This is a genomic window from Verrucomicrobiia bacterium (assembly GCA_036268055.1).
Lineage (GTDB): Bacteria > Verrucomicrobiota > Verrucomicrobiia > Limisphaerales > Pedosphaeraceae > DATAUW01.
In genome coordinates this window covers 15,578-34,405 of the sequence record DATAUW010000018.1, presented here as the reverse complement: position 1 = coordinate 34,405, position 18,828 = coordinate 15,578, and the positions used below count along the sequence as shown (strand labels likewise).

Below are 18,828 nucleotides of genomic sequence, written 5' to 3'. Positions count from 1 at the left end.
TGGTCCCGCTGCCATTTTGCCGCGCCGTTGCTTTACACACTTGAACGAGCGCGTTAGCCTGAAGGTCTAAGCTAAGTTCGCGAAATAATTTCGCGTATGACGTGAAGCCAAAATTACTGATTATTGAATTGTGGGGCGTCGGCGATCTCGCCATCGCCACGCCGTTCATCCGCAAAGCCAGCGAGCAGTTTGATGTCACTGTGCTTGCAAAACCTTTCGCTTTTGATTTGCAACCCCGGTTTTGGCCATCAGTGAAAATCCTGCCTTTTAATGCTCCCTGGACCGCCTTTGCCCACGCCAGCAAATACAATCTGTTTCACTGGCCCTGGCGGGAAATGTTTGCTCTCCGGAAAAATGTGCGGCGCGAACATTTCGACACCGCCCTGTCCGCCCGCCGCGACGATCCCCGCGACCACGTTCTGCTTAAAATGAGCCGCGCCAAACGGCGGCTGGGTTTTCCTCGCATTGGCAGCCAGGCTTTTCTCACTGATGCCCTGGCCATCCGGGATCTTCACGCACACCGGTATGATCATTGGCGGCTTATCGCGCAAGCGCTGGATTTGGATCTTGAAAGCCGCGATGACCTCCGTTTTCAGCCGCGCTCCGGCAGCCGCGCCATTCTCATCCACACCGGCGCCGCCCGGTCCATTCGCGTCTGGCCGCTCCAGCATTATTCGCGGCTCGTGAAACAGCTTCGCGCCCTGGGCAATGAGGTGCGGGTGCTGTGCAATCCCGATCAACTGGCGTGGTGGCAAAATGCCGGCGAAAAAACCTGCTTAGCGCCCGACTCAATCAGCAAGCTGCTCAACGTCATTGATGAAGCCGGCCTTTTTATCGGCAACGACTCGGGTCCCGGCCACCTTGCCGCTATTTGCGGCCTCCCGACTTTCACGCTGTTTGGCCCGCAGGTGCCGGAGTGGTTTATGCCGATCCATCAAAGATCTGAATTCTTCGAGGGCAAGGCTTGTCCTTACAAACCGTGTTCTGATTACTGCCGGTTCTCGACTCCCTTCTGCCTGACGGGCGTGAGTTTCGAGGATGCCTGGCCGCGCATCGCCACATTTATCGAACGCAATTCACCGGCCGCGCAGCCGGATTCCCCGCCGTTTATTTTAGCAGCCCAATCGTAAAGCCGATCGCGAACAAAAGGATGCCCGCCCCGGCCACGGCGTATTGGGTGATTGTGCAGATTTTCAGGATGGTATCGCCCCGCGCTCTTCCTTCCTGCGTGTTGGCGTTTAACATTTTTTCCGCCGCCGATTTGTAATCCAGGTAGGCCGGCCACACCGTTGATTTGCACAACGCCAGCGCCTCGGTAGATTTTTTCGCATCCACCAGTTGCAACACCCGCTCCCGCAATGCCACGTATTTCTTCCTTTGCGCCATCAGGCGATCGTACAACTCTTCCTGTTCGCGCGTGGAAATTTTCCGCCGGTACAACTCCAGCGACTTCTCGGTCTGCTGGTTGAAATTATCCAATTCCTTGCGATACCCCGCGCGCTCCTCCGGCGTCTCCGCCATCGCCAGCAACAACGTGCGATTGAAAGATTCCGCCAATGACGAATTGGCGGCGCCAGCGCTGGAAAGTTCCGGCAAAGTTTTTTCCACGATCGCCGAGGCGTCCCGCTTCAGGTAATTCAAGCTAAGAAATCCCGCCGCGCCCACTATAAACAGAATCAACGCCGAGACCGCCAGCCCCCGCACCGGGAACATGCGATTGAAAATATTTCTCAGCGTCCCGGTGAAGGTTGTTTTTTTGGCGGATTGAAACGACGCCTTTTCTTTCGCCGCCGCCAGATAAACTTCGTTGAGGTGTTCGCCTTTTTTTTCCCAATCGTAATGTTCCACGATCACTTCACGGGCCTTCAACCCATGCCGGACCACCATCTCGCGGTCGCGCGCATAGCCTCGCATGGCTTCGGCAATGCCGCTGATCACTTGCTTGCGCGAGATGAGTGGGACACGCACGCCCGCGCCATCTTTTACCGCGACGCGCGGACCGCCGCAGTCGAGGCACACGACGGGCAGGCCGCAGGCCATTGCTTCGATGACCGCGTAACCGCCCGTATCGTGCAAGCTCGGAAATAAAAAAACATCGTGCTCGGGATAGAGATTGAGCGCCTCGGAGCGCGGCACTCGGCCACGAAAAATGACTTGCTTCTCCAACCCCAGTTGCGCGGCCATTCGTTTGGCGGTGGCGAGGAACGGCCCGTCTCCGACAATCGTAAAAACTGCATTGATGCGCGCCTCTTTCAACGCGTGAAGCGAGAGATCAATTCCTTTCAGCGTGATCACATTGCCGACAAACAAAAACCGCAACGGCTCCGTAAGCGGACGCCCGTGGCGCGGCAACATCGGCTTGATGTGCAAACCGATCGTCGGCATCAGCAAGGCTTCCAGGCCGAGATGATGAAAGGCGCGTTCCATCTCCTCCGTCGAGACGAGCGTCACGGTGGTTTCCTGCGCGCGTTTTGGCAGCACGTGGAACGGCGCGGACTGGATGAAATTATTTACATTGCGCGCGAGTTCCGGCAGTAGCGATTGCGGGTGTTTCCACGGCAGCAAATCCCACGGAATGGATTCCACGCCGCCGACCGGCCCCCACACCGACGGCACGCCCTGGTTCCAAATCGCGGTGCGATACCTGAATCCGGCAAACGTCACGTGATGCAACACGTCGAAGTCGTGTTGCGCGTTGAGCTGTTCGATCACGCGCGCCGCCGAAATTTGCCAGAACACATAATAGAATCGCACGGCATTGAAACGCTTTTTCAGCCACAGGAAAAACGGCGCTTCATCGTGATAGAAAAATTTCGGCAGGGGTTGTTTGCCTTCGAGCAGTGCCACTTCCTTTTCGATGGTCGCGCGGTTGTTCGTCCGCGTCAGCACCGTCACGTCATGGTACTTCGCCATCTGCAAGGCCCATTGCCAGCCCACCTCGGGTTCGGAACCCTTGTTGGGTTCGCAGGCATACGCGGAAATCAGGACTTTTAGCTTGGTTGGCATTCAGCCGGGCCATGTTGGACAAATCGGGCCGCCGGTTCAAGCTCGCGTCCGATCCGGTTCATTATTCTCGGTTGCCGAAAACATCAGAAGATTTAAAAAGTAATTTTTACCCCTGCCGTGTGCGAAACAGCCCAACCAAAATTTGCGTTGCGAATGTCATCTCCGTTTAATAGCGTCATCGCGTCAGGTCAAATCAGCTTGAACATGAAAACAACCGAACTCCGCCCATCGCCCACCCGCGCGAAGTTTTTCGCTCAAGAGCGGTGATGTCCAAATCCGTTGCGAAGACGCCGCTGCTTCTGGCCGCCTGGATCCTCCTGAGCGCGTTCCTGAATTGCGCCGGGTGGCTGCTCTCAGGCGTTCACCAACTCAATCAGCCCGGCTATCTATGCCTTTTCGCCTTGGCCGCAATCGCCATTTTTTTGTGGGCAAAAAAACATCCGCAAACTTTTCAACCGTGGTCTTTTTATCGCGAGAAAAAACGTCTTCACCGTTTTCTGCCGCTGGGATTTTCGATCATCGCGGGCATGACGCTGCTCGGCGCGCTGCTTTATGCGCCGACTAATTACGATGCCCTCGCCTACCGCATGCCGCGGATTCTGCACTGGATTGCGGCGGACCGCTGGCATTGGGTTCATACGTCTTTCAATCGCCTGAACACCCGCGCGGTCGGTTTCGAATGGCTCGCCACGCCGATGATCCTTTTCACGCGCACGGATCGCTGGGTCTTTCTCATCAATATTGCTTCGTTCCTTTTGTTGCCCGGACTTTTTTTCAGCACCTTGACCCGGCTCGGCGTGAGACGCCGCGTGGCGTGGTGCTGGATGTGGATTCTCCCAACGGGCTACAGTTATTTGATCCAGTCCGGCGGCATCGGCAACGACCTTTTTGGCGCGACCTTTGCGCTGGCCGCATTTGATTTGGCTTTGCGCGCCCGCGATTCAAAAAGCCGGGTTGATCTTTACCTTGCCGCGCTTGCCGCCGCGCTGCTCGCCGGCAGCAAACTCAGCAATCTTCCGCTGTTGCTTCCGTGGTTCCTCGCAACTTTGCCCTCGCTCGAACTTTTAAAAACGAAATGGCTTGCCACCGCCGCGGTCGTCGTCGCCAGTATCGTTTGTTCTTTCCTGCCGATAGCGGTGGTGAATTACGAGTATTGTCACGATTGGACCGGTTTTGCCGCTGAGGGCATGCCTTTCGATCATCCGACCTACGCGCTGCATCTCACGCACAACACGATTTTGATGACCGTGCAGAATTTGACGCCGCCGGTTTTTCCAATCGCTTCCGCATGGAACCGCATGGTGCTTCGGTTGCAATCGCCCGAACTCAAAGCGAAGCTTGAGGAAAATTTTGAGCCGAGTCAGGCGCATATCGTCCTGCGAGAACTGCAAATGGAAGAAACGGCCGGGCTGGGTTTTGGCGTGAGCCTGTTGTTGATCTTCAGCCTGGTTGCGACGTGGAAATATTCACGGACGCGGACCATTTTGCCGCGCCCGCCGAATGGACTGTGGCATTGGGCTCTTGTCCTTTCTCCGTGGTTTTCGCTCGCGGTGTTCATGGCGAAATCCGGTTTGTCATCCGAGGCGCGCCTGGCGACGCCTTACTACGGATTATTGATGCCGCTTCTCCTATCTCCGCGCTCGCTTGAACGCATCGTGCAGACTCTTTGGTGGCGGACAGGCGCGTTGATCGTGTTTCTGCTGGCGGCGGTGGTTTTAATTCTGTCGCCGCCGCGCCCGCTATGGCCGGCGCAAACGATTCTTGCGCGGCTGCCCACTTCGAGCCGCCTGATCGAGCGCGCACGGGTAGTCTATTCGGTGTATGGCGAGCGTTCGGACGCTTTTGCGCCGGTGCGTTCGGTCGTGCCCGCGGATGTGAAAGTCCTTGGACTCATCGCCACCGATTATCCCGAAACGTCACTTTGGCGTCCATTCGGTTTGCGGCGCATCGAACACATCATGGCCAACGACGACCGCGAAAATTTACAACAACGCGGCATCGAATACATTCTCCTCAATCAACGCGATTTCAAGGTCATCGGCCTGCCGCTCAACGACTGGCTTGCAAAAATAAATGCTGAAGTGGTGCAAACCATTCCCATGACCATCCGAGCCGGGTTTGGTTCGGAAGATTGGCTGCTCGTGAAATTGAAAAATTAACCGCGAGTTTGCGGCGTTATTTCAACCAGCGCTCAACCAATATAGAGAGGGTTTTTTCTCCTACTTCAGCGCCTTCCGTGGGACGCAAAATCTTAGCGCAATAAAATAAGTAAGCGACGGTCAGAACTTTTTCCTGACCAGAAATTCCAGCCGTCGCGGCATATTTTTGGAATGATTCACCGGCCAGCAACTTTTCCAACTTTCGCGCAACAGCTTCCGCGGATAATTTTTCTACAAGGATGGCCGATTGCGCCACGTAATGAAACCAGTCCCAACCCGGAAAACCCACAGCTTCGCCACGCTCCCAGTCCAATGCCGTCCATGTGCCATTCGCTACTTTGATATTCCACGGCGCGAAATCTCCGTGAAATAAGGTTGCGCAGAATTTCGTGTCTTTGAATGCGCTATTCAGTTTGAGAAAAATGGGGTCGCCGCTTTGTTCTTTTGATAGGCGTTGCCACGCGCGGATTTCTTCCAACTGCACGCGCTTCTCGCGATTCACCCACGCTGATAGCAGGACACCGATTTCCTGACAGGCATCCACCGCCGGTGAATCTCCCGCCACATAATCCATCGCCAAGGCTTTCACGCGCGACGATGCGAATAACGACCGCGCTTTTGGCAAACCCGGTGTACCCGGAGGCACGGCTCGAAAAAATAAATTCTCCCGCTGCACTAATTCCTGCGCTTCCGGTCCGACGCCCGCTTTCACTACGCAGACTGGTTTGCCGTGGAAAAATAAAAGTAGAATAAACCGACGTCCTGTGGCTTTTGGATTTCCCGCGAGCATCGCGAAGGATGGAAAGGATTTTTCATCGCCGGGCGTCAAGCCCCGAAGAAACCGGACGAACGAATCTTCACGCGAAAGCTGCATCTCGGCGCGCTCGGATTTCATCGGCAGTCCGAGTCGCAATGCGATGCCCAGCATCTGACGCGCTCTTTTCGCAAAGGCCGTTTGTGCCGGATAGAGCGACAAGCCTTGCACCGCCAATTCGCGTTCCTGTGGTAAAATCAGCCACGGTTCACCGGATTTTTTGATGATGCGCACCGCCAATATAAAATCCGCACCGCCGGACGTCTCAAACAATTCGCTGCGAAAAATCGGCGCGCTCATGCGGGTCCATTTTCCTTCTCTTTTTGTTCCGCGAGGCAGATCAGGACGTCGTGCCAGACCGTTTGCGCCACTTTTTCGGGAGCGTCCGCGGCTGAAACGAGAACGTAATGCCGGTCTGATTTTGCCAGCCGTTCAAAAACTTTCCGCTGCCGCTCAAGCTCCTCCAAAGATATTTCAGATTTTCGCGCGCGCAGAATTTTTGCCGGCGCGGAAAGCACGAAGGTCGCAGCAGGACGCGGAAGCATGCGCCGTAAAAAATGTACGAGTGGCGCGGTTCCCTGCAACCGGTAGCGTTTTTCATCCACCAGCAAATCATCGAAGGTGCGGTCAAAGATGACGAGCGTGCCGCGCTTCTTCGCGGGGCGCACGATGCTCCACCAACCCGCCCAGTGGTCCAGGAAATAATAAATGACTTTCAACCAGCTCAGCAGGACATTGCGCGGCGGGCGGCCATGCGGGTCGGTGACCACGCCGTCGGTTTTCTTTTCCCAGACCTTGGGCCGGAAATGGATGATTTGCTGCTCGGGAAAAATTGGCCGCAATAATTCCTGCAGGCGCGCGAGCAGTGTGGATTTTCCGGCGCCGTCTGATCCCAGCACCGCGAGGCAAAGCCCCGTCGGCTGATGCTCGCTTTTCATCACCGGAAAAATTCTCTGGAATCGCCAGTCATTTTGAAATAAAAGAAACGCTGTGCTTCGCCATTTGGCCCTGATTTTTCGGGCCTAAACGACAGCGGCAATAGAATGAAACTCACGACCAAATGCAAGGCTAATCCGGCCCTGCCGCACGGAGCGCGAGTTTGCGACACCCGTGCCCAAAGCTGACGTGCTCGCCCAACTTTCCTCCCAATTTTTTCTCGCGCCCGCACAGCGGCGTCTCTTCGCGCAGGGCATGCCGGTCTTCACGTATCACAGCATCGCCACCGCACCGCGCGGCGCTCGCGATCCGTTTCTTTATGTCACGCCCGAACGCTTCGACGAGCAACTCACACTGCTGGCAAAGCATGGTTTCAGTTCCGGCTCGCTGGATGACATTGCTCATTCGTCCGCCAACGCAGACAAAAAATTTGTCATCACCTTCGACGATGGTTACTGCAATGTTCTGGATAATGCGCTCGAAATCCTCGTTCACCATCGTGCGCGTTCCATCCAATTCATCGTGGCGGATTTGATCGGCACGCGCAATGAATGGGACGTCGTCCACGGTGACGTGCCGGAGCCGTTGATGGACGCCGCGCAAATTCGCACATGGCTGCAGGCCGGGCAGGAAATCGGTTCGCACAGTCTGACGCATCGCAATTTGGCGAAACTTTCCACTGCCGATGCGCGCGAACAAGTTTTCGCCAGCAAGAAAAAACTCGAGGATCTTTTTGGCGTGCCGATCCGCCACTTCTGTTATCCGCATGGCAAATGGACGCCTGCCGTCCGCGATCTCGTGCGTGAGGCGGGTTATGCGACCGCCTGCACGACGGAATTCGGCGTCAATACCTCGGGCACGCCGAGCTTTGAGTTGAACCGCGTCTTCGTGCTCTCCCGATCCGAGATGCTCAAGAAAGCTGCTCATCGAGTCGCGCGAAAAATCAGTGGCCGCTGAGATGCAGCAGTGAGTGAAATTAACCGCGGAGCCGCGGAGAACGGATGGTGAGGAAATGGGAGAGGAGGTAGATTGCTCTGCCAGGTTTTAAAGTCTGCAATCACGTTTCCGGGATGAACGGTTCGCCACGGCCGGTTTCCACGTAATTTTTCAAGCTGGTTTTAAGAAAATGGTCCCAGCCGCGTTCGCAGATCGCGAAACATTCGAGCTGCGGCGCAAGCCCGCGATGCTCAAAGTCCAAAAGCGTACGCCCCGGCGTTTGCGACATCAGGCGAAAAGAAACCTGCGTGCCCTTCCATTCGTCCACCTGCTGGAGCCCGTCGTGATGTTGCTCGACGCAATGCCAGCAAACTTCGCTGTCGGGCCGTAGTTTTTCGATGCGCATCACGTTATGCATTTTGCCGAAGCGGAAGGTGGATTGCTCGCCTACGCGTTTGCCCACCTCGCAGGTGCGCGTCCACCAACCACGCAGTCCGGCTTCCGTCGTCAATGCGTCATAGACCGCGACAACCGACCCTTCAATCATCACCCGGCAAGTGTAATGTTTTATCATCTAAAGCAATGACCTTTTATAGCGGGCGCATGTTCCAGAATATTTGCCCAACTGGTTCAAAAGTTTTCAGGGCAAGCTGTTACGTGAATTTTTTCATCGAAGGCGTTAGCGGAAATGCGGGATTGGGAAAGTGCGTTTGTAACCTATGGAAGGGTGGACTGTCTTTGAGAATTGTGGCATCGTGGGGACGGTTCTTTGAAATGAAGATCCGAGGAGATTTTTGGCGATCAGGCTTTCAAAAGGATGAATGGCTAAAAAACGCCATTGAGGAGGCGATTTCGCAAGACGTTAACCGAGCCAAAAGCGGGCGGAAGCGGATGATGGTTCGGATAAGTCCGCTTAAGCTCGCTTCAGCTCGCATAACGGAGGAAAAAAATAATGGTGACAAGACCGGTGGCGCTGGGTTTGACGACGGAAACCACTGGGTGGGCAAAAAGATGTAATTCACGACGTTGCGGGAGATTGAATTTTCGCCTCGCTAAGGCAGTCTCAGGGTGGTTAAATCGCCGGACCAATATGACGCAAAACGACATCGAGAAGTCTAATCCTGATTTCAACCGCCGCCATTTCATCAAGGGCGCGTCCGTGGGCAGTCTCATGCTGGCAATGGGCGGTGTGCCGCTCCTGGCCGAAAGCAACACGAACACCGCCGACTCCGGTGAAACCCATTATAATTCCGAAGTGCCGCCCGTCGCGTGCGCGGTCATCGGTTGCGGCGTTTGGGGCCGTGAGGTGTTGCAGACGCTGGCGCTGCTGCCGAAGCCGGATGCGAAAATTTTCAACGCACCGGTCGTGGCGATTTGCGATACGTATCAGGCGTGGCTGAATCGCGCGAAAGAGTTTGCGCCGAAGGCGGAGGCTTTCACCGATTACAAAAAAGTTCTCGAACTTAAAAGTGTCGAGGCGGTGATCATTTGCACGCCGTCGCATTTGCATCGTGAGATCACCATCGCGGCGTTGCAGGCGGGCAAACATGTTTATTGCGAAGCGCCGCTGGCCAATTCCATCGAGGACGCCCGCGCGATTGCCCAGGCCGCCAAGACGGCAGTGAAGTGCAATTTTCAAGCGGGCTTGCAGATGCGTTCCGATCCGGTGAAGCATGACGTTTTGAAATTCATCCGCAACGGCGCCATCGGCAAATCACTCATGGCACGCTCGCAATCGCACAACAAACAAAGCTGGCGCCGCACTTCGCCGAATCCCGAGCGCGAGAAGGCGCTTAATTGGCGTCTCGATAAAACCACTTCGCTCGGTCTCATCGGCGAGATCGGCATTCATCAAATTGATTTGATGAACTGGTTTATCAACGAGCGGCCCACGGCGGTGACGGGTTTTGGCGCGATCATGAATTGGAGTGATGGCCGCGATGTCGCGGATACGATTCAATCCCTGATTCAATATCCGGGCAAAGCGAATTTCATGTATGACGCCACGCTCGCGAATTCTTTTGATGGCGAATACGACATGATTTATGGAACTTTCGCCGCGGTGATGATGCGTTACGAAGCGGCATCCAGTTCCGCTAATTCCAAACGTGAAAGCAAAGCGTGGATGTTCAAGGAAGTGGACGCGCCGTTGATCGGCTGGGAAATTTATGCGTCCAAGGAACAGTTCCGCCACGAAAGCGGTCTCGCGCTGGCGGCGGGTTCGACAAAATCGGTGAAGGCGGGCGACAATTTGCAGGAGTCGCCTTACGCCGAATCCACGCTGCATTATGCGTTGAAGGCATTCGTTAAAAATTGCCATTTGGTGCGCACGGGCCTCACGGATTATGCCGCGAATTTTGGCGATGACCCTTCGGGTCTGGCCGATTATATCACTGGGTTGGCGAAGAGCCGCACGGCGGCGGCGACGTATCAGGAAGGTTTTGAAGCCACCGTTACCGCCATCATCACCAACAAATCCATCGTCGAAGGCAAGCCGCTGGAGTTCTCCAAAGACATGTTCGAAATTTAATTTACCGCAAACCTTTCACTTCATTTATGAATCAACTGAAAATCGCTTCTGTTACTTTAGCTGTTGCCGCGTCGCTCGCGCTGTCCCTTTCCGCGCGCGCGGAGGATATGGTTCGCTATCGCGCGAAACCCATTGGCAGCATGGTCCGCATTGATGGCGTGGCGAACGTGCATGACTGGACAATGGAAGGCTCGCTGATCGGCGGCTATCTCGAAGTGCCGGCGAATGTGGTGCTGGATTCTTCACAGGCGGATGTAGGCGGCGTCACTGATGGAAAACTCAAGGCCACCGCCGACGTGTCCATCCGCATTTCTTCGATCAAGAATATTCACGGCTACGAAGGCATGGACGACGTCATGCAGGACGCGATGAACGCTTCCACTTCTCCCTGGATCAAATATCACGTCACTGAGATGACGCTGAAAACACCGCACGCTCCCGGCACGCCATTTCAATTCGATACCAAGGGCGAACTCAGTTTCAACAATGTGACCAACAAGGTTTCCATGCCGGTGAGCATCACGAGCCTGGACAAAACGAAGTTGAAGATCAGCGCCGCAGCCGTCCCTGTCAGCATGGCGGATTTCAACGTGAAGCCCCCGGTCAAGCTTGGCGTTTTCAAAACCGACCCCGGTGTGAAGATTTCTTTTGACTGGGTGGTGGGCTTGTCGGCTAAGGCCGGCGAGGCGAAGTAACGGACGAAGATTTTAATTTCAAGCGCGCGTTGGTGAAATCCCGGCGCGCGTTTTTTATTGCGCCTTTTTCCGCCACCACAACATTAGTTCAAGGCCGGTGCGGTTCGGATACGAGCGCGGAACCCATTCCTGAATCAAATCAAAGTGCGGCGAGAATCGCTTGATTAATTCATCGCGAGTCGTGCCGAAAGGCGGGCCGTCCTTGTCGGGGATCAAATAATTCACGGCCAGGTAATTTCCCTGCGGCGCGAGCCAGCGCAAAGCGGCTTTTACATATTGCTCCCGATCGCCCGGGTCTATTGCGCAAAAAAGTGTGTGCTCAAAAAGCCACGCGAATTTTTGCGGCGGCTCATCGCGCAGAAAATCTCCCTGGATAAATTCAGCCGTCAGTCCCACGAGCGAGGTTTTTTCGCGCGCCAAACGAATGGCGCTCGGCGCGAGGTCAAAACCCGACACGTCAAAACCCGCCCGCGCCCAGATGCGCACATCGTGTCCGGTTCCGCAGCCGGGGACTGCCACTGTTCCGCGTGCTAAGTTTGGGTGCGCCGCCATAAAATCCACCAGGCCCGGCGATGCCTCGCCTTTTTCCCACGGCATATCGCCGCTTTGATAACGCGCTTCCCAAATATCACTACTCATAATTCACCTTGAACCAGATAGTCGTTCCATCGCGCAATCAATGATCGTGCACCAAAACAAATTCTTCTTCCTGCTCCTGCGCCTCGGTGCTCTCCAATTCATCCAGCGGACGAAACCGCTGTGAATTGAAACCAAGCTCTTGCCCATATTTGTTGCGCGGGTCGGGACCGTTCTGCAACTCTTTCAACAGCACACCGACTTCGCCGTCGGAAGCGCCAGGCTTCGTGTGCATAATGCCGCGGCCAAGGAACACGGCGCGGATTGTGTAAGTGCGTCCTTTCACTGGCAGGCTGGCGTAATATTTCGCCAGCGGTCCGGGAAAACTGTCGTCAACGCAAACGACTTTCTGTCCGACTTGCATAAAAAAATTTAAACTTATCGCGGTCTATCGAGTGCGCGGAAGAATTCCAAATTATATCACCGTCCCGTGCGGGATAACGCCATTTTTGGGGATGACCACAATGCCGTCGCGAATGAAATAGGATTCGTGGTCCATGTTTTCAGGCTTTCCGGCAGGTGAGATCACGACGTTGTCGCCGATGCGCGCGTTCTTATCAATGATGGCATTCTCGATGCGCGTGTTGGACCCAATGCCGACGCGCGGACGCCCTTTCGCATTGCTTTCCCGAATCGAGGCTTCCGATTCATAATAATCGCAGCCCAACCCGACGACGCGTTTCAGTTCACTGCCCGCGCCAACGATGCTGCGGACGCCGATGATGCTGTGAAAAATTCGCGCGTGATTGATGATGCAACCGTCCGACACAACCGCGTGGTCAATCTGCGCGCCGTTGATTTTCGAGCCCGGCAAAAAGCGCGGACGCGAAAAGACCGGCGCGCTCATGTCGAAGAAATTGAAGCGTGGCAATTCCGAAGTCACATCAAGATTAGCCTCGAAGAACGAGCGGATAGTTCCGATGTCTTCCCAATAGCCCTGATAGACATACGAAAAAACGCGGTGCGTGTTGATCGCATTCGGGATGATGTGCTTGCCAAAATCCGTGAGGGTATTTTCGAGCATCTTCACGAGCACATCGCGGTTGAAAACGTAGATGCCCATGGACGCCAGAAATAATTCGCGGTCGTCCTTGATGCCGAGCTTCGCGTACGAACCGCGGTCAAGGCGCATGGCGTCCTGCAATGCGGGGTCCTTCGGTTTCTCGACAAAACGCGTAATGCGACGGTCAGCGTCAATGTGCATGATGCCGAAGCCCGCAACGTCCTGGCGGCTCACGGGAATCGTGGCGACAGTGAGGTCCGCGCGCGATTCGGCATGCTGCTCGATGATGGGACGAAAATCCATGCGATACAACTGGTCGCCGCTCAGGATCAACAGGTAATCGAACGAGTGATTGAGCATGTGGATCAAATTCTTCCGCACAGCATCGGCGGTTCCCTGATACCACGAGGCATCGGACAAAGTTTGTTCGGCCGCGAGGATTTCGACGAAGCCGCCGGTGAAATGATCAAATTTATACGACTGGGAAATATGCCGGTGCAGCGAGGCGGAATTGAATTGCGTGAGCAAATAGATGCGGCGCAAACCGGAATTGATACAGTTGGAAATCGGGATGTCCACCAGGCGATATTTGCCGGCGAGCGGAACCGCAGGTTTGGCGCGTTCCTTGGTCAGCGGAAACAGGCGCGTGCCCTGCCCGCCGCCCATGATGATCGAGAGGACATTGCTGGTATTGACCGACTGCCTTCCGGTTTGTGCTGACATAGATGGTCCCTTTTGATAGTTAGTTATACGTGTATATAAGCCGCGATGACCCGCAAGGGCAAGTGGCATTGAGTGTGAAACTATTTTTCGGGCGGCGGGAAGTTAAAGTCAAATGCCTTTTCCGCCGATGCCACGGCGGCCAGAGCGGCGTTTTGGGGAAGTCAAAATTGGATTGCGATAAAATCTATTATGTGCGGCATCGTCGGCTATATCGGTAAACAATCTGCGGCTCCAATTATCCTGGAGGGATTGCGGCGGCTGGAATATCGCGGCTACGACAGCGCGGGCATGGCCATCATCGAGGCGGGCGAATTGGCCATCCGCAAAAAAAAGGGAAAGATAGACGAGGGGCTCGCGCGGCTGCTGCAGGAACAACCAGTGCATGGGTCGCTGGGCATAGGCCACACTCGTTGGGCGACGCACGGCCAGCCATCTGATGAAAACTCGCATCCGCATCTCGACCAGTCTGGGAAAATTGCCGTCGTCCACAATGGCGTGATCGAAAATTATGACCGCCTCAAAGAACGCCAACTCAAGGCGGGGCACAGCTTTCATTCGTCAACCGACACCGAAGTCCTCGCACATCTGGTCGGCGAGCACTACGCAAATTTAAAAAAAGAAACCGACGATTCGCTGCATCCGCTGGCGCAAGCGGTCACGGCGGCGTTGCGCGAAGTCATCGGCACTTACGGCGTCGCGGTGGTTTGCTCGGATTATCCTGATGTCATCATCGGCGCGCGGCGCGGTTCGCCATTAATTGTCGGCATCGGCGAGGGCGAACATTTTCTTGCGAGCGATGCGAACGCCATCGCGCCGCACACGCGCCAGGTTGTTTACCTGAATGACTACGATGTCGTGACGCTTTCGCGCGAGCGCTTCACCGTTTCCAGTCTCGGCACGGACACGGCGCAAGTGCAGATCAGTCAGTTGGAATTCAGCGCAGAAGCCGCCGAGCGCGGCGAGTTCGCCCACTTCATGCTCAAGGAAATTTTTGAGCAGCCGCGCACGGTCGAGAACGCGTTGCGCGGCCGGGTTGATCTTGAAGAAGGCACGGCGAAGTTTGGCGGGCTCAATCTTTCATCGGCAGAATTGCGCGCGATTGATCAGATCGTCATCACCGCCTGCGGCACAAGCTGGCACGCGGCCCTGGTGGGTGAATATTTGCTCGAAGAATTTGCGCACATCCCCGTCGAGGTGGAATACGCGAGCGAGTTTCGCTATCGCAATGCGCCGATTGAGAAAAATACTTTGGTGCTGGCCATCACCCAATCTGGCGAAACGGCGGACACGCTTGCGAGCTTGCGCGAAACCAAACGCCGCGGCCACACGGTGCTGGCGTTATGCAATGTCGTCGGCAGCACCATCGCGCGCGAGGCGGACGGCGGCATTTATTTGCACGCGGGCCCGGAAATCGGCGTCGCGTCAACGAAGGCATTCACGTCGCAGGTGACAGTGCTGACTTTGCTCGCGTTGCTCATGGGCCGCATACGGATGCTGTCGCTAAATCGCGGGCGGCAAATCATCCAGGGACTTGAAGCCATTCCCGGCCAGATGGAACAAATCCTCAAGCACAACGACGCCATCGCGAAACTCGCCAAAAAATATGCGACGGCCAAAAACTTTTTCTTTCTCGGCCGCCAATATAATTTTCCCGTCGCGCTCGAAGGCGCGTTGAAACTCAAGGAAATTTCCTACATCCACGCAGAAGGTTATCCGGCAGCGGAAATGAAGCACGGTCCCATCGCATTGATTGATGAACACACGCCAAGCGTGGTGGTGATTCCCAACGATGCGATGTATGACAAAACTTTGAGCAATCTTGAAGTCGTGAAAGCGCGCAAGGGCCCGGTGATCGCGATCACGACGGAAGGCAACACGACGCTGGCGGGGAAAGTGGACGATATTATTTACGTCCCGGCGACTTTGGAATGCCTGTTCCCGCTGCTGGCGGTTATGCCACTGCAATTACTTTCCTACCACGTGGCGGTCGCGCGCGGTTGTGACGTGGACAAGCCGCGCAATCTCGCGAAGAGCGTCACGGTCGAGTAATCCATTACTTGCCCGTTTCGCAAAGTAACCCGCATCAAAAAGCCGGGTCGTGCGGCAAATCAATCCGCTTGCCGGTGTGAGCGGACTTGCGGGCGGCGTCGAGTATTTCGGTGACGACCAGATTGACGTGAAGCGAGGCGAGGCCGGAAGGCTGAATGTCTCCCCGCGCCACCGCCGCGAGATACGCAAGCTGATCGGCGGGACCCTCAATCGCGGATGAATCAGAAACCTTGGTTTCGGTTTCCGCGGTATCGCCATGGCGCACGCGGAGAAGATTTTTGCTGGGCACGGTGACGCAACCGGTTTTGCCATAGACTTCCAAATCCTTGCGATTGTAGGGCCAATTCCAGGAACCTTGAATGATGCCTTGCGCTTTCGGGTAAGTGATGACGATGGTGGCCTCGTCCTCAACCTTGGGATAAATGTCCGGCTTGATATGTTGGGTCACGGCAAAGACGGACGTGGGCCGCTGGCCATCCATCAGCCATGTCATCAAATCAGCGCCGTAGCAGCCGAAGTCCATCAACGCGCCGCCGCCATTTAATTTCGGATCAGTCAGCCAACTGAGAAAAGTCGGCGAGCAGCCGATTTCCACCGGTCCACGATGCCCATCGTGCGCGACCATTTTCCGTATTTCGCCAAACTCGCCGTCTTTCACCATTTTATAAACAGCATGGTTGCCGGCGTACCAAGTGGTTTCATAATTCACGATGATGGGGATGCCACCAGACTTCGCGGCATTGGCGATTCTACGGGCGGCGGCCATGTCCACGGCCAGCGGTTTTTCCATCATGACGGTAAGATGATGCGGCGCGCACATTTCAACGACGCGCGGGTGATCGTATGTGCTGGTGAAGGTGGCGACGGCTTCGATGTTCGTTTTGGCGAGCAGCGCGTCGAGGGTGGGATAAAATAAATTGGTGTTGAGATGAAACTGCCGGGCATAAAGCGCGGTTAATTTTTGGTCGGGTTCGACAATTCCCACGAGTTGCGCATCCTGCCGGCCACGCGTGAGGGGAATAAATCCCTTGGCGTGGTCGTGCTCAAGACCGATCATCGCGAAACGAACAGGAGGTTTCACGTCATCCGCGTGAAGAGAGAGCAGCGAGAAAAAGAGAACAAGAAATGCAAAAATTTTGGTCATGCCGAATTATTCCACGGCACATTCTATTTTCAATCCTCTATTCCGGGGAGGGCGATGGAATAAGTTGCGAACGGCTATTGCGCCAGGGGAAGTTCGACTTTGAAGCAACTGCCCGCGCCTTCGGTACTCTGCACGGAGACGTGGCCGCCGTGGGCGGTGCAGATGGATTTCACGATGGAGAGGCCAAGACCTGCGCCGCCGGATTCACGGGAGCGCGCGGCTTCGACGCGAAAGAATCGTTCGAAGATATGCGGCTGGGCATCGGTCGGGATGCCGATGCCATTGTCCTCAACTTCGAGGATCGCTTTGCTGGCGTGAGGAGAGACGCGCAAATTCACCTTGCCGCCGGATTGCGTGTATTTGATCGCGTTGTCGAGGAGGTTGACCACGACTTGTTTCACGCGCGCGCGGTCGCCTTTGACGATGACTTTTTCGGGCGCGCTGGCGGTGATGGTAATGTCCTTGTCCTCGGCGAGCAGACACATTTGTTCGGCAGTGCTGGTGGCGAGTTCGCCCAAGTCGAACGGTGCGGATTCTTTTTGCGCTTCACCGGCATCGAGGCGCGAAATGGCGAACAGTCCTTCAACAATGCGCGCGAGGCGTTCGACTTCCTCAAGCACGCTGGCGGCTTTGCGCTGCAATTCGGGCGACGGATCTATTTGTTCGACGACCGATTCCAATTCGCCGCGCATGATGGTCAGCGGCGTGCGCAATTCATGTGATGCGTCGGCAATGAAACGGCGATTGTACTCGAGAGCATCGTCGAGGCGCGCGATCATGTGGTTCAAGGAAATGGCGAGGCGTTCCAATTCATCGCCGGTTTGCGCAGCGGGCAATCGTTCCTTGAGATTGTTCAAGGTAATCCGGCGCGCGCTGCTGCTGAGTTCGTCCACCGGCGCCAGGGCACGAGTCACCAAGAAATAGCCACTGCCAATCGCTGCCACAACCATGCCTGTCAGCCCCAGCGCGAGCAACATGACCAGTTGATGCAACACATCTTTCACCGGTTCCAGCGATGCGCCGACTTCAACGAGGTAATGTTTTCCGCTGGCAGTTATGTACGGCACCGCGGCGATCAACAAATCTTTGTGTTCGGGCAATATTTGTTTTCGCCATAAAATTTTATCACCGGTATCAGCAAATGGTGGCACCGCGTTCACGTCAAAACTGCGGTCACGCGGGTTGGTCGAGCGATACAGGACGGTGGAGTTTTCGCCGGTGATGCGGATGAAACGGTCGTTCGTCTCGGGCGCGAACCACGAATTGATTTCGTCAATCACGTGCGCTTCCCCGGTGGCGGAAATATTTGCCAGCAGGGTCTCGGCGATTTGCCGCGCGCGGCGGATTTGCGACTGCGCGAGACTGCGTTCAAGATACAATTTCAGGCCGCCGTAAATCAATCCGCTCAGCAAAACAAAAACCGCGATCAACAAACCGGCGTACCAAACCACGAGCCGAAATCGGATCGAGCGCGTGTTCATGGCTCGGGTTCGTCGCTGATGCTGTAGCCGACACCACGAATGGTACGGATCAATTTTGTCTCGTGCGGCACGTCCACTTTGCTGCGCAGGTGGCGAACGTAAACATCCACGATGTTGGTGAGGCCTTCAAAACTTTCGTCCCAGACATGCTCGATGATCATCGTGCGTGAAAGGACGCGTCCGGCATTGGCCACGAGATATTCGAGCAGGCCGTATTCTTTTGAGGTGAGTTCGATGCGCTTGCCCGCGCGGCGAACTTGTTGCGCGAGACGATCCACCTCGAGATCGCCGACGCGGAGAATGCTCGAACGATCGGTCGTGCCACGGCGCAACAACGCCTTCACGCGCACGAGCAATTCGGCAAAAGCGAAAGGCTTGGTAAGATAATCATCCGCGCCGGCTTCAAAAGTTTCGACCTTCTCCGCCGTGCCGTCGCGCGCCGTCAACACAAGTAACGGCACTTGGGATTTTTGACGGCGAATGCGTTTCAACACCTCCGTGCCGCTCAGGCCGGGAAGCATGAGATCGAGGACGACGAGGTCGTAACTATACGCGGAAGCCATTTCCCAGCCGCGCAGTCCGTCGCTGGCGGTATCCACCGCGAAGCGTTCCGCGCGCAGGCCGCGCGCGACAAATTCTGCGACTTTTTGCTCGTCCTCAATCAATAAGATGCGCATGGGCTTTCTAAAAATGGCGACCGCTCGAAAAGGATTGGC

General features: G+C 55.6%; 17 protein-coding genes. 7 read left to right on the top strand and 10 right to left on the bottom strand.

What is annotated here, in order from left to right; translation table 11 throughout:
- Positions 1-101: 101 nt before the first annotated feature.
- Positions 102-1,130 carry a glycosyltransferase family 9 protein gene (locus VH413_12710; protein ID HEX3799553.1) on the top strand — a complete coding sequence of 343 codons (1,029 nt, stop codon included), beginning with the start codon at positions 102-104 and terminating at the stop codon, positions 1,128-1,130.
- Here the strand turns inward: VH413_12710 and VH413_12705 are convergent.
- A complete protein-coding gene (locus tag VH413_12705; GenBank protein HEX3799552.1) occupies positions 1,108-3,006 on the bottom strand; it encodes a glycosyltransferase in 1,899 nt (632 codons plus the stop codon). The genes VH413_12710 and VH413_12705 overlap by 23 nt on opposite strands.
- Positions 3,007-3,272: 266 nt before the next feature.
- Between VH413_12705 and VH413_12700 the strand changes: the two genes are divergently transcribed.
- Positions 3,273-5,165: a hypothetical protein gene (locus tag VH413_12700; protein HEX3799551.1), complete on the top strand. Its 1,893-nt coding sequence runs from the start codon at positions 3,273-3,275 to the stop codon at positions 5,163-5,165.
- 16 nt (positions 5,166-5,181) lie between these two features.
- On the opposite strand, the gene VH413_12695 is transcribed toward VH413_12700, so the two are convergent.
- Both VH413_12695 and VH413_12690 read right to left on the bottom strand, forming a co-directional pair.
- A complete protein-coding gene (locus VH413_12695) occupies positions 5,182-6,279 on the bottom strand; it encodes a hypothetical protein (GenBank protein HEX3799550.1) in 1,098 nt (365 codons plus the stop codon).
- Positions 6,276-6,917 (bottom strand): hypothetical protein, encoded by a 642-nt coding sequence (locus VH413_12690; GenBank protein HEX3799549.1) that lies wholly within the window; start codon positions 6,915-6,917, stop codon positions 6,276-6,278. Before VH413_12690 ends, VH413_12695 begins: the two co-directional genes overlap by 4 nt.
- Positions 6,918-7,089: 172 nt before the next feature.
- On the opposite strand from VH413_12690, the gene VH413_12685 reads away from it, so the two are divergent.
- A complete protein-coding gene (locus VH413_12685) occupies positions 7,090-7,872 on the top strand; it encodes a polysaccharide deacetylase family protein (protein ID HEX3799548.1) in 783 nt (260 codons plus the stop codon).
- A gap of 100 nt (positions 7,873-7,972) precedes the next feature.
- Here the strand turns inward: VH413_12685 and VH413_12680 are convergent, their stop codons facing one another.
- A complete protein-coding gene (locus VH413_12680; GenBank protein HEX3799547.1) occupies positions 7,973-8,425 on the bottom strand; it encodes an SRPBCC domain-containing protein in 453 nt (150 codons plus the stop codon).
- A gap of 173 nt (positions 8,426-8,598) precedes the next feature.
- Here VH413_12680 and VH413_12675 point away from each other — a divergent pair, with 173 nt between their 5' ends.
- The 3 genes from VH413_12675 (at position 8,599) to VH413_12665 (ending at position 11,076) form a co-directional block, all read left to right on the top strand.
- Positions 8,599-8,868 carry a hypothetical protein gene (locus tag VH413_12675; protein ID HEX3799546.1) on the top strand — a complete coding sequence of 90 codons (270 nt, stop codon included), beginning with the start codon at positions 8,599-8,601 and terminating at the stop codon, positions 8,866-8,868.
- A 73-nt stretch (positions 8,869-8,941) separates the two neighbouring features.
- Positions 8,942-10,381, top strand: coding sequence for a Gfo/Idh/MocA family oxidoreductase (locus VH413_12670; protein HEX3799545.1), 1,440 nt, complete (start codon positions 8,942-8,944; stop codon positions 10,379-10,381).
- Between the two features lie 26 nt (positions 10,382-10,407).
- Positions 10,408-11,076, top strand: coding sequence for a YceI family protein (locus tag VH413_12665; protein ID HEX3799544.1), 669 nt, complete (start codon positions 10,408-10,410; stop codon positions 11,074-11,076).
- Positions 11,077-11,130: 54 nt separating this feature from the next.
- On the opposite strand, the gene VH413_12660 is transcribed toward VH413_12665, so the two are convergent.
- The 3 genes from VH413_12660 to VH413_12650 are packed head-to-tail and all read right to left on the bottom strand — an operon-like array spanning position 11,131 to position 13,438.
- Positions 11,131-11,715 carry a methyltransferase domain-containing protein gene (locus VH413_12660; protein ID HEX3799543.1) on the bottom strand — a complete coding sequence of 195 codons (585 nt, stop codon included), beginning with the start codon at positions 11,713-11,715 and terminating at the stop codon, positions 11,131-11,133.
- Positions 11,716-11,752: 37 nt separating this feature from the next.
- A complete protein-coding gene (locus tag VH413_12655; protein ID HEX3799542.1) occupies positions 11,753-12,076 on the bottom strand; it encodes a hypothetical protein in 324 nt (107 codons plus the stop codon).
- Between the two features lie 51 nt (positions 12,077-12,127).
- Positions 12,128-13,438: a glucose-1-phosphate adenylyltransferase gene (locus tag VH413_12650; GenBank protein ID HEX3799541.1), complete on the bottom strand. Its 1,311-nt coding sequence runs from the start codon at positions 13,436-13,438 to the stop codon at positions 12,128-12,130.
- Positions 13,439-13,627: 189 nt separating this feature from the next.
- On the opposite strand from VH413_12650, the gene glmS reads away from it, so the two are divergent.
- On the top strand, positions 13,628-15,487 hold the full coding sequence (gene glmS, locus VH413_12645; protein ID HEX3799540.1) for a glutamine--fructose-6-phosphate transaminase (isomerizing): 1,860 nt from the start codon (positions 13,628-13,630) through the stop codon (positions 15,485-15,487).
- 34 nt (positions 15,488-15,521) lie between these two features.
- Here the strand turns inward: glmS and VH413_12640 are convergent, their stop codons facing one another.
- The 3 genes from VH413_12640 to VH413_12630 form a co-directional block, all read right to left on the bottom strand.
- Positions 15,522-16,631, bottom strand: coding sequence for a Gfo/Idh/MocA family oxidoreductase (locus VH413_12640; GenBank protein ID HEX3799539.1), 1,110 nt, complete (start codon positions 16,629-16,631; stop codon positions 15,522-15,524).
- Positions 16,632-16,705: 74 nt separating this feature from the next.
- A complete protein-coding gene (locus VH413_12635) occupies positions 16,706-18,112 on the bottom strand; it encodes a HAMP domain-containing sensor histidine kinase (GenBank protein HEX3799538.1) in 1,407 nt (468 codons plus the stop codon).
- Positions 18,109-18,789 (bottom strand): response regulator transcription factor, encoded by a 681-nt coding sequence (locus tag VH413_12630; GenBank protein ID HEX3799537.1) that lies wholly within the window; start codon positions 18,787-18,789, stop codon positions 18,109-18,111. The genes VH413_12635 and VH413_12630 overlap by 4 nt, the downstream gene beginning before the upstream one ends.
- Positions 18,790-18,828 lie beyond the last annotated feature (39 nt).